This is a genomic window from Rhizobium grahamii CCGE 502, from assembly GCF_000298315.2.
GTDB classification, from domain to species: domain Bacteria; phylum Pseudomonadota; class Alphaproteobacteria; order Rhizobiales; family Rhizobiaceae; genus Rhizobium; species Rhizobium grahamii.
In genome coordinates, this window is sequence record NZ_AEYE02000018.1 from 26,309 (window position 1) to 37,781 (window position 11,473).

Annotated in this window: 7 protein-coding genes and 1 pseudogene; 6 read left to right on the forward strand and 2 right to left on the reverse strand. The window is 59.1% G+C overall.

Features of this window, described 5'->3' with window-relative positions; translation table 11 throughout:
• Positions 1-35: 35 nt before the first annotated feature.
• Positions 36-1,715 (reverse strand): response regulator, encoded by a 1,680-nt coding sequence (locus tag RGCCGE502_RS17165; protein WP_016555450.1) that lies wholly within the window; start codon positions 1,713-1,715, stop codon positions 36-38.
• 10 nt (positions 1,716-1,725) lie between these two features.
• Complete coding sequence (locus RGCCGE502_RS17170; protein ID WP_016555451.1) at positions 1,726-8,028, reverse strand: HAMP domain-containing protein; 6,303 nt, start codon at positions 8,026-8,028, stop codon at positions 1,726-1,728.
• 209 nt (positions 8,029-8,237) lie between these two features.
• On the opposite strand from RGCCGE502_RS17170, the gene RGCCGE502_RS17175 reads away from it, so the two are divergent.
• The 6 genes and pseudogenes from RGCCGE502_RS17175 (at position 8,238) to RGCCGE502_RS17195 (ending at position 10,805) form a co-directional block, all read left to right on the forward strand.
• Positions 8,238-8,495 carry a hypothetical protein gene (locus RGCCGE502_RS17175; protein WP_016555452.1) on the forward strand — a complete coding sequence of 86 codons (258 nt, stop codon included), beginning with the start codon at positions 8,238-8,240 and terminating at the stop codon, positions 8,493-8,495.
• A gap of 141 nt (positions 8,496-8,636) precedes the next feature.
• Positions 8,637-8,930, forward strand: a complete 294-nt coding sequence (locus tag RGCCGE502_RS17180; protein ID WP_016555453.1) for a hypothetical protein — start codon at positions 8,637-8,639, stop codon at positions 8,928-8,930.
• 203 nt (positions 8,931-9,133) lie between these two features.
• A pseudogene (locus tag RGCCGE502_RS38915) lies at positions 9,134-9,262 on the forward strand (hypothetical protein); the annotation flags it as partial.
• Positions 9,235-9,363 (forward strand): DUF1515 family protein, encoded by a 129-nt coding sequence (locus tag RGCCGE502_RS38760; RefSeq protein WP_016555454.1) that lies wholly within the window; start codon positions 9,235-9,237, stop codon positions 9,361-9,363. The pseudogene RGCCGE502_RS38915 and the gene RGCCGE502_RS38760, both read left to right, overlap by 28 nt.
• A gap of 14 nt (positions 9,364-9,377) precedes the next feature.
• The gene (locus RGCCGE502_RS17190) at positions 9,378-9,563 is read left to right on the forward strand and encodes a hypothetical protein (protein WP_016555455.1); all 186 of its coding nucleotides are present in this window, start codon (positions 9,378-9,380) and stop codon (positions 9,561-9,563) included.
• 699 nt (positions 9,564-10,262) lie between these two features.
• The gene (locus tag RGCCGE502_RS17195) at positions 10,263-10,805 is read left to right on the forward strand and encodes an NUDIX hydrolase (RefSeq protein WP_040674884.1); all 543 of its coding nucleotides are present in this window, start codon (positions 10,263-10,265) and stop codon (positions 10,803-10,805) included.
• Positions 10,806-11,473 lie beyond the last annotated feature (668 nt).

Here is an 11,473-nt window from a genome sequence, read left to right on the forward strand (position 1 = left end):
GAGGCCGCTGATTGCGGAACTACGTCCGTGTGCGCTCAAGCCGCTGCCACTCTTTCCAGCTGCACCCTTTCGATCGCGTCGCGAAGCTGCTCCTGGGTAAACGGCTTCGTCATCCTCAACATACCGACATAGGCAGGATCATCTGGCAGGTCCGCATAGCCCGAGGCAAGGATGACAGGCAAACCGGGGTGGGATGCAAAGATCTGTCGCGCCAGATCTGCGCCCGTCATGCCAGGCATGGCATGATCGGTGACGACAAGGTCGATCCCGGAGGGGACAGCAAGCAGATCCAATGCCTGATGGGCCGAGGCTGCTTCGAGCGCAGTGTGACCGAGATCCTCAAGCATCGCGACAGTTCCCAACCGCACAAGCGCGTCATCATCAACGACAAGGACGCTCAGGGCAGCGGGCACATCCGGAGCGCTTGCCAGGGATGGACGCTGCTCCGTCGCAGGCACCGGCTCCTCGGCGGTGTCGGCAACAGGCAACCAGAGCGATACGGTCGTGCCTTCGCCTGCGATGCTTGCGATCTCCAGGACGCCTCCAGATTGCGCGGCGAGCCCGTGGACCATCGAAAGGCCAAGACCCGTCCCCTTTCCGACCCCCTTGGTCGTGAAGAAAGGTTCAGTGGCACGCGTCAAGGTCGCCTCATCCATGCCCTCGCCATCGTCGGAGACCGATATCCTGATATAACGGCCCTCCTTCAGCGAACTTGGATGGTCGGCCTCGTTTGCCTCGGCCGTCACGGTAACGGTTCCTCCCTGCCCCAGCGCGTCACGGGCGTTGACGAAGAGGTTTAGCAAAGCAAGTTCAAGTTGGTTGCCATCGACCAATATAGGCGGCAACTCCTGCGGGATCCGTCTCGTGATGGCGATCCGCGGGCCAACCGCCTTGCTCAGGAGGTCCTCGACGCTGTCAAAAAGCCGCTCGAAACTGATAGCCTGTGGCTTCAGGTCCTGGCGGCGCGCAAAGGCCAGCAGGCGCTGCGTCAGCGCGGTGCCACGCTCTGCGGCCTGCATCGCATTGCCAATCAGGCGTTCCATCTTTTCATCGGGCGGAAGTCGCTTCTTCAAAAGGTTGAGGCTTCCTGATACCGCCATGAGGAGGTTGTTGAAATCGTGGGCGACGCCGCCGGTGAGCTGGCCAATCGTGTCCAGCTTCTGAGCTTCGAAGAGCTGCGCAAGCGCTTCCTCACGCTCCCGCGTCCTTTGGTCGATGCGCCGCTCGAGTTCCTCGTTCAGCTGGCGCAGTTGCGCCGAGGACGCCTCAAGCTCTGCCGTGCGCTCACGAACCCGGATCTCGAGTTCCGCGTTCAGACGCTCCAGTTCGCGCGTCTTTCGGAAAAGGTCGGCGAACACCCGGACCTTGGCACGCAGCACCTCGGGAACGATCGGAACGGATACATAATCGACCGCTCCAGCCTCGTAGCCGCGCAGGCGGTCGGGCTCCGCCATCATCACCGCCGAGACGAATATGATCGCGGTATTCTGGTAGCGGGGATGCTCCCTGATCATGCTCACAAGTTCGAAACCGTCCTGCTCAGGCATGCAGACATCAACGAGGATTACCGCGATCTCGCTTCGCAGCAGACACTCGAGAGCTTCGCGGCCCGACTGGGCCTTGATGAGGTTCTCGCCGAGGCCTTGAAGTATGACTTCATAGCTGAGGAGTTTTGCGGGCTGGTCATCCACCAGGAGGATATTGACTGGGTTCATGGGACTATCCTCAGCGATGCAACCACATGCGCAGCGCAGATAGCAGCTGCTCGGTATTGACTGGCTTTGCCAGATAGTCGGACGCCCCTGCTTCCAGACACTTCTCGCGGTCGCCCTTCATGGCCTTCGCTGTCAGCGCGAGGATCGGCAGGCGCCGGAAGCTCGGATCCGAACGGATGACCTGCATTGTCTCGTAACCATCCATGCCAGGCATCATGATGTCCATCAGCACGATCGCGACATCAGGTTCCTTCTGGATGACGTCGATCGCCTCGCTGCCCGTGGTCGCCGTCAGGACTTTCATGCCACGGCGCTCCAGTACGCTGCTCAGCGCAAAGATATTGCGGGCGTCATCGTCGACGAGCAGGACGCTCTGGCCAATCAGATCCTCGTCGGAGCTGTGCAGTTCCTCCAGCATCGCCTGTTTTTCCCGCGGCATGTCGGCCACGACACGATGCAGGAAGAGCGCAGTCTCATCCAGCAATCTCTCGGGCGATTCGACACCTTTCACCACCACGCTGCGTGCCATGCTGTGAAGCTGCGCATCTTCTTCCGGTGAGAGTTCCCGGCCTGTAAAGACCACTACAGGAATCTCGCCGATATCGGCATCGTCGCGCATCTTCTCGAGCACCTCGAAGCCCGTCATGTCGGGGAGTGACAGATCAAGGACGACGCAGTCTGCCGGGTCGCGTTTCAGCGCCTCAAGAGCCTCCGATCCGGTGCCGACGCTCGCGATGTCGATGTCGTCATGGTCAAGGAGCGCTGTAACACTGATCCGCTCGGCTTCGTTATCCTCTACCAGGAGCAGCCGCTTGCGCCGCGGTTGCGCGAAGGTTCTCAGTTGTGAAAGGGTCTTTCCCAATTCTTCAGAGGTAGTGGGCTTGCTCATGAACGCGTAGGCACCGCGGGTAAGGCCATGCTGCCTGTCTTCGTCGAGGCTGATGATCTGCACAGGAATGTGTCGGGTTTTTGAATTCTGTTTGAGCTGGCTCAGTACCGTCCATCCAAGCATATCAGGAAGGAAGATATCGAGTGAAATGGCAGCCGGCTGATAGTCCTGCGCGAGAGCGAGCGCATCACTGCCCCGCGTGGCCAACAGAACCTTGAACCCATTGTCACGCGCAAGGTCGACCAGAACGCGTGCATAGTGGGCATCGTCCTCGACGACAAGAAGCACCGTGTCGCCGGATGTAATTGTTTGCCGGTCGTCTTCGACATGGTCGCCGGCCCTGTCAGCACGTCTGCCCGCCATGGCCTCCGACAGCTGCACGACATTGCTGGGCGAAGGAATAGCTTTCGGCGCCGCCACGGTGCCAGCCCCCACAAAGGTCAGCGGCAGGTAGAGAACAAAGGTGCTTCCTACTCCGGGCTGGCTGCGAAGCTGGATTTCACCGCCAAGCAGGTTCGCAAGCTCACGGCTGATGGCAAGGCCAAGACCTGTGCCGCCATATTGCCGGCTCGTCGAGGCATCTGCCTGCTGAAAGGCCTCAAAAATGATGCGCTGCTTCTCCGGATGAATACCAATGCCGGTATCCGTGACCTCGAAGGCGATCACGGAAGGGGCATTCTTCAGGGACGGATGATCCGGTGACCACCCTCCCTCCACCGCCGCCACCCGCAGCGTCACCCCGCCCTGGGCCGTGAATTTGAAGGCATTCGACAAAAGGTTCTTGAGGATCTGCTGAAGCCGCTTCGAGTCCGTAATGATGCTTCTGGCGACATTGGCTCCAATGTCGACCGAGAAGGAAAGTCCCCTGTTGTCGGCCTCATGGCGGAAGGGTCGGGCCATCACATCAAGCAGGTTGTTGATGAAGATCTCCTCCGCATCGACAGACACGGTGCCGGATTCGATCTTTGACAGATCGAGGATGTCGCTGATCAGGTTGAGCAGATCGGTGCCCGCCCCATGGATCGTCTTGGCGAACTCCACCTGCTTGCCGGACAGATTGCCATCCGGGTTTTCCCCGAGTTGCTGGCCAAGGATCAGAATGGAATTCAACGGCGTGCGCAGTTCATGCGACATGTTGGCGAGGAACTCCGACTTGTACTTCGAGGTCAGCGCCAATTCGGCCGCCTTTTCCTCAAGCGCATGGCGAGCCTGCTCGATCTCCTGGTTCTTGCCCTCGACCTCGACGTTGCGCTCTTCGAGCTGCTGCGCTTTCTGTTCGAGCTGTTCGTTGGTCTGCTGCAGCTCGCGCTGCTGGGTTTGAAGCTCGGCTGCGAGCTGCTGCGACTGCTTCAGCAAGCCTTCAGTCTGCATCGTTGCCTCAATGGAGTTGAGTACGATACCAATGGAGGTGGTCAGCTGGTCGAGGAATGAGAGCTGGAGGTCGGTAAAATTGCCAGCCGATGCCAACTCGATGACCGCCTTGACCTGTCCCTCGAAGTGAACCGGCAAGACGATCGCACTTCGCGGCAGCACCGAGAACACGCCTGAGCTAATCGGAACGACATTGCCGGGAAGATCGGTGACCAGAATACGTCTCGCATCGCTCGCGCATTGGCCGACGAGCCCCTGGCCGAATTCGAGGCGGGCAGGATGCGCAGCCTCGATGCCCTGGGCATAGACCGATAGAAGCGACAGAACAGGCTCCGGCCCGTCGTCGACCTGATAAATAACCCCCTGATGGGCTCCGACCAGCGGCGCCAGTTCCGACAGCAGCATCTTGCCGACCAGCGTCAGGTCGCGCTGGCCCTGCAACATGTTCGTGAAGCGCGCGAGGTTCGTCTTCAACCAGTCCTGCTCGGTATTGCGCTCGGTTGTCAGGCGCAGGTTGTCGATCATGGTGTTGATGTTGTCCTTCAGCTCCGCGACTTCGCCGCGGGCCTCCACCTGGATCGATCGCGTCAGGTCGCCCTTGGTGACTGCTGTCGCGACCTCTGCGATTGCGCGCACCTGGGTCGTCAGATTAGCAGCCAAAAGGTTGACGTTACCCGTCAGGTCCTTCCATGTGCCCGCCGTTCCCGGGACATTCGCCTGCCCGCCAAGGCGACCCTCGACGCCGACTTCTCTTGCGACCGTCGTGACCTGGTCGGCGAATGTCTCCAGCGTATTGGTCATGTTGTTGATGGTCTCGGCAAGTGCCGCCACCTCGCCCTTCGACGCAACCGTCAGGTTCTGTTTCAGGTCGCCGTTGGCGACCGCTGTCACCACCTTGACGATGCCGCGAACCTGCTCCGTCAGATTGAGCGCCATGACGTTCACCGTGTCGGTCAGGTCCTTCCACGTCCCGGCCACACCAGGCACTTGCGCCTGACCTCCGAGCTTGCCTTCGGTGCCCACTTCTCGCGCAACGCGGGTCACCTCGCCCGCAAAGGCATTGAGCTGGTCGACCATCGTGTTGATGGTGTTCTTGAGCTCGAGGATTTCGCCCTTCACATCAACCGTGATCTTGCGCGACAGGTCGCCTCGCGCGACAGCCGTCGTCACTTCGGCGATGTTGCGCACCTGGGTGGTCAGGTTGGCGGCGAGAAGGTTCACGTTGTCAGTCAGATCCTTCCATGTGCCGGCAACGCCTGGAACCACCGCCTGGCCGCCGAGGCGTCCGTCGGTGCCTACCTCGCGGGCAACACGCGTAACTTCGCCCGCAAATGACCGCAGCTGATCCACCATGGTATTCAGGGTATCTTTCAGCAGCAGGATTTCGCCGCGCACGTCGACGGTGATCTTGCGCGACAGGTCGCCATTGGCAATCGCGGTCGCAACCTCTGCAATGTTTCGGACCTGGGCCGTCAGGTTTCCGGCCATCGAGTTCACGCTGTCCGTCAGGTCCTTCCAGGTGCCCGCGACGCCCGAGACCTGCGCCTGGCCGCCAAGCTTGCCTTCAGTACCGACTTCGCGCGCGACACGCGTCACTTCTCCCGCAAAGGCGTTCAGCTGGTCGACCATCGTGTTGATGGTGTTCTTCAGCTCAAGGATTTCGCCCTTTACGTCGACGGTAATCTTGCGTGACAGATCGCCTCTAGCAACAGCTGTCGTGACCTCGGCGATATTGCGCACCTGGCCAGTCAGGTTGGACGCCATGGAGTTGACGTTCTCGGTCAGGTCCTTCCATGTGCCGGCAACGCCCGGCACCTGAGCCTGGCCGCCGAGCTTGCCCTCGGTGCCGACTTCGCGCGCGACACGCGTCACTTCCGAGGCGAACCGGTTCAGCTGGTCCACCATCGTATTCAGGGTTTCCTTGAGTTCCAGGATTTCGCCCGAAACGGAAACCGTGATCTTCTTCGAGAGGTCGCCATTGGCAATCGCCGTCGAGACTTCGGCGATGTTACGCACCTGGGCGGTCAGATTGCCCGCCATCGAATTGACGCTGTCGGTCAGGTCCTTCCATGTACCGGCAACGCCGAGGACGTTTGCCTGGCCGCCAAGCCGGCCCTCCGTGCCCACTTCGCGGGCAACACGCGTCACTTCACCGGCAAAGCCGTTGAGCTGGTCGACCATGGTGTTGATCGTCTCCTTCAGCTCCAGAATTTCGCCTGACACCGTTACGGTGATTTTCTTGGAAAGGTCGCCTTGTGCAACCGCTGTCGCGACTTCGGCGATGTTGCGGACCTGTGCAGTCAGGTTCGAAGCCATCGAGTTCACGCTGTCGGTCAAGTCCTTCCAGGTCCCGGCGACGCCACGGACATTCGCCTGTCCTCCAAGCTGGCCTTCCGTGCCGACCTCACGCGCTACGCGCGTCACTTCCGAGGCAAAGGCGTTCAGCTGATCGACCATCGTGTTGATGGTCTCCTTCAGCTCCAGAATCTCGCCCTTGACATCGACGGTGATCTTCTTCGACAGGTCGCCATTGGCGATCGCGGTCGAAACCTCGGCGATATTGCGCATCTGGGCCGTCAGGTTGCCAGCCATCGAATTGACGTTCTCTGTGAGATCCTTCCAGGTACCGGCAACGCCGCGGACGTTTGCCTGTCCACCGAGCCTGCCTTCCGTGCCGACTTCGCGGGCGACACGTGTGACTTCCGACGCAAATGCGTTGAGCTGGTCCACCATCGTGTTGATGGTTTCCTTCAATTCCAGGATTTCGCCTGACACGGTGACGGTGATCTTCTTCGAAAGGTCACCGCTCGCGATCGCCGTCGAGACCTCCGCGATGTTTCGCACCTGGGCTGTCAGATTCGACGCCATGGAGTTGACGTTGTCGGTCAAGTCCTTCCAGGTGCCGGCGACACCAGGCACCTGCGCCTGGCCGCCAAGCCGGCCTTCGGTACCGACTTCGCGGGCGACACGGGTCACTTCGCCTGCAAAACCGTTCAGCTGATCGACCATCGTATTGATGGTTTCTTTGAGTTCTAGGATTTCGCCGGAAACATCCACGGTGATCTTGCGCGACAGGTCACCGCGGGCCACAGCTGTGGTCACCTGCGCGATGTTGCGGACCTGGGCCGTGAGATTGCCGCACATCGCATTAACCGAGTCCGTCAGATCCTTCCAGGTGCCGGCTACACCTGGCACCAGCGCCTGCCCCCCGAGCTTGCCTTCTGTTCCGACCTCACGGGCAACGCGCGTCACCTCAGATGCAAAGGAGCGCAGCTGGTCCACCATTGTGTTGATGGCCTCCTTGAGCTGCAGGATCTCACCGCGCACGTCGACGGTAATCTTCTTGGAAAGGTCGCCATTGGCGACTGCGATCGTGACCTCCGCTATGTTTCGAACCTGCGCCGTGAGGTTCGAGGCCATCGAGTTCACACTTTCCGTCAGGTCCTTCCAGACGCCGGTTACCTCAGGAACCTGGGCCTGTCCGCCAAGCTTGCCGTCAGTGCCAACCTCGCGCGCCACGCGGGTGACTTCCGACGTGAACACACCGAGCTGCTTGATCATCGTGTTGACAATGTCAGCCGAGCGAAGGAACTCGCCCTGCAATTGCCGTCCGTCGACGTCTAAAGGAACGGTCTGCAGCAGGTCTCCCTTGGCGACGGCCGTGATCGTGCGGGTGACGGCAGTTGTCGGCCAGACAAGATCGTCAATGAGATGGTTGATGGACCTCTCCATATCAGACCATGATCCATCAGAAAGGCCGAAGCGGACCCGCGTGCTTGTGCGCCCTTCCCGGCCCACCACCTGGCCGACATGTTCGAGCTGCTGTGCCATGCGCTGATTGGCTGCAATGATATCGTTCAGAGCATCGGCGACCTTGCCGGTCACCCCCGTGAGGTCGGATCGCATCCTCACAGAAAAGTCGCCTCGTCTCATAGCCGTCAGGGTCTCAAGAAGTGCACTCGCCTCATTGAGGCCGATAGCAGCGGGTTCGGGCTCGACGAGCCTGTAACCTGCCGTATCCTCACGCTGTACCTCACCACCTTGACTTACCATGAAATTCCCTCCACCGATCGCGTGGATCTAGTGCTCCGATCGAAGATTGGTATGGGTCCTTTGGTCTGTCCACAAGCCAGTTTTTTCGGGCATTTTTTCTGTATATGAAGCAACCTTGACTTTTATCGACGCCCCAAGGCGCAATGCGGACTGGTATGCCCGCGAAAGCTCGTCGGTTTTATTCGTTACCCCGCAGAAAGAGGAACCCTATGAACCGCGCATTGGACCGACGAGACTGGTATGGCATCGGCAAGAAACAGGGTATCCGAGCGGGGAAACTTGGCGGCGAGATCCAGCAACATCAGCAGGACTTCTTCGACGAAGAAGAGAATACGGCCTGGATCGATGGCGTTCTCGAAGGCGTCCTTTCGGTGGGAGGCAGAATAGCCGCGGTGACCAGCGTGCAGGACGTCATGCCCGGCTCGAAGGGCGGACTGATCCAGGTCATCATTGTGGAGCGCCACTAGCTTGATGACATGCGTTGCTGGACGCTTGTTCCTTCAATTCGTTCCGGCAGGATTGAGGACGGCAAAGCCAGTCATCGCTTCCGCACAATTTTGAGGAACAGCGGTCGCGGTGCAGAGTTTCTCTGCAAAGGAGACACGCCCATGCGCCGGTTCCGCTTCGCACTTTATCTGGTCTTGACCTCTGGCTTTGGCCTTGCCCCAAACATTCATGCCCAGTCCCTCCCTGAGGACGCCGGGCCCACATTTGGCAATCACAGTGCCGTCCCTTCCGAGGAAGCCATCACCAACCCCGGCGGCTTCGGTAAATCTAGCAACAGAAAAAAGATCGATCCCTCGCAGACGGGCAGCACCAACCAGGAAGACTGCCACAGGCCCAAGGACGTCAGAACAGATCTCCCGATGCTCCGCAAAGGGAAGCCTGACTGCGTAAAATAAGCTGCCGGAAGAACCACTCTCCCCACCCGACCGCACGGGGCCGAGGGCTTAAAGACGAGGATGCCGCCTAGCTGCGTCGGGGACGCCTCACCGTCTTCGCGTTATTGGTAAACTGGAAGGGGCGATGTGGATCGCAGCGACGGCCAAAGTCGATATGATCTTGAGGGGTCCGGCGATCGGCGGAGAAATCGGGCGCCGGCCGCGCCTCGATGCGCCGGCGAATGGACGAGATTGTTAACCCGGTGAGCAAGGGGGGAACTGACCACTGCCGCCCTTCGGGAAGACGTCACGGAATGATGCCGGCATGGAAGATGTACGGCGTTGCAAGCTAACGGAGCTTGGGGCGCTCGGCGTGATCGGGATCGGCGGTATGCTCGGCGTGACATTCGTCGACGTCATCCGGCGCGTTATCATGACGGCGCGAGGGAGATGAAAAGGAGCGCGTTGATGACCGATACCAAAATCCCACAGCTCATCTTCGCTTTGAGTGTCGCCCGGGAAATCGCGGACAATCAAGGCTTCGCGACCTTGGTTTCGCTAATCGATGAGGCGATAAAAGAAGCCAAGGAAGAGGCTCTGCGATGCGGTATCGTCATCGAGACCGAGACGACTGGCTCGGAGCCAATTGACTGAGCATTCATTTCTCGGCTCGAGCCGGACTGAACTGTAGTACCGGGCTAAGATTGGACCCGCCGCTCTGTGCACGAAGTTCCCGACTGTTCATCAAGTCGGCCAGATCAACAGCCTCCGGTTTGAAAGCTGGTCCTTCCACCTATCGCCGTAGGCCCGGACTGCAAATCAACAACAACCCACTTTGTGGTGCTAGGGGCAAAACTCCTGACGCTATTGCGCTCAATTCCAACTCTCTGTAGCAATCGTCTACTCAATTCTGGAAATCGAACCTTAAATACAAGTCCACAGCTGCGCTTCTTGCCGAGTTATACGTTGCGATTTTACTTTTCCGGGCTCTTTTTCATGACAACACTTGCAACTCTTAAACACTCTATTGCCGCGAGGCTGACGGCTCTCGGCATCTTCCTTTGCCTCTTCCCGCTGATAGCGATGCTGCTCACGAGTTGTCTACTGATCGCGTGCTTTGAACTTAGAAGGCGCATCACCGCTTCCTCTTCGTCTTCTCCTCAACGGGCCGAAACCGAAGGGCCGAGAAAAAGCCCCGCTTGATGGCAGGCGGGGCAGTTGGTGTCAGGGAAAGGAAAGAAGGAGGTGCGTGCGTCTCCTTCTCTGCGCGCGTAACGGAACAGATCCGCATTTGTTCCAATCGGCCAGCAACGTCTTGATCTTTTTATGGGCCTGCCTTACTTCATCGACCTGATGGCGCCCAAGAAGAAACCGGCAAAGGCCCGAACGGGCAAGTCAAAGCCGCTGCTACAACAGCTTGCAGCCAAGCCGGAGAATCTCTTTACCGGCAACTGGAAACAGCAGTACGCCGCATTGTGCTTCCGCTACAGGAATGGCGAACCTTCGATTGAGATACTTGTCGTCACGTCGCGCGACAGTGGTCGCTGGATCATCCCGAAGGGATGGCCCATCGAGGGCAAGGCGGCTCATGAGTCAGCCGCTATCGAAGCTTGGGAAGAGGCCGGAGTTCGAGGCAAGGTGAGAAAGAAGCCAGTCGGCAGGTACACCTACCTGAAGCTCCTGGGGGACGGCGATGTGGCGCCTTGCATCGTCGATATCTTTCAAATTGAAATAAGAAAAGAGTCAAATGACTTCAAAGAGCGCGGAGAGCGAACCTTGGAGTGGGTCAGCCCCGACGAAGCGGCACGTCGCGTGCGAGAGGTCGAGTTGAAATCCCTCTTGGTCGAATTCAAACCGCTAGGTCGCAGGAAGGGTGATCGGGTCCCTCCGGCTTAAGTAATTTGCTGCCGTTAAAGCTCACGACGTGTTCCACACACGGGCTATCCTCAAACACGCACAGGTAAGAAAAAATGCCCCGCATTACGCAAAACAGAGCGGGGCATCCAGTTGGGGATGCGTTGAGCGGGCTGCTCAAGCATGAGGGTAACCGAAATCCGCTCCGTAAGTTCCGCCTGATATCAAAGCTATTGAAAGCTCAGGGCAGGTTCCTGGCGCCAAGGGATGTGCGTTCCTGGCGTTTAAGAACCTGCCCCTCGGTCCCTGCGAACAGGGATGCGGATCCGGGCTTCAGCAAATGGGCAGGAGGCCACGAGAGGGTTGGTATCCGCGACACCTCGCGGCCTCCATATCCTTCCACCGAGGGAAGAACGGGTAGAGAGTACCGGCGAGGCGAGCCACGCGACACGGACCTAGGTCCTAAAGAGACTTAACCTTTCGGAGGATACCGTCCATTCGTAGGTCGAATTGCCGCGCTCGGCTTTGCCCTTGGCAGCATCTATGATTGCCTCTCGTAGGTCCTGGTTTTCGTCTCACGGTCGCCCTACCTTCCGCATCCCAAATAAAATTTTCGGAGCCACCTAGACGAGCAGAGATCAATTGCCCATTGTGGAATCCTGCCTTGTAATTTCGGAGGTACAGATGGACGCGGATGTCCCCATCAAGCG

Bases quoted from the DNA above. Each gene is read 5' to 3' on its own strand.
- RGCCGE502_RS17170 (WP_016555451.1), bottom strand. From the start codon at position 8,028: ATGGTAAGTCAAGGTGGTGAGGTACAGCGTGAGGATACGGCAGGTTAC.
- RGCCGE502_RS17180 (WP_016555453.1), top strand. From the start codon at position 8,637: ATGCGCCGGTTCCGCTTCGCACTTTATCTGGTCTTGACCTCTGGCTTT.
- RGCCGE502_RS38760 (WP_016555454.1), top strand. From the start codon at position 9,235: ATGGAAGATGTACGGCGTTGCAAGCTAACGGAGCTTGGGGCGCTCGGC.
- RGCCGE502_RS17190 (WP_016555455.1), top strand. From the start codon at position 9,378: ATGACCGATACCAAAATCCCACAGCTCATCTTCGCTTTGAGTGTCGCC.
- RGCCGE502_RS17195 (WP_040674884.1), top strand. From the start codon at position 10,263: ATGGCGCCCAAGAAGAAACCGGCAAAGGCCCGAACGGGCAAGTCAAAG.
- RGCCGE502_RS17175 (WP_016555452.1), top strand. From the start codon at position 8,238: ATGAACCGCGCATTGGACCGACGAGACTGGTATGGCATCGGCAAGAAA.
- RGCCGE502_RS17165 (WP_016555450.1), bottom strand. From the start codon at position 1,715: ATGAACCCAGTCAATATCCTCCTGGTGGATGACCAGCCCGCAAAACTC.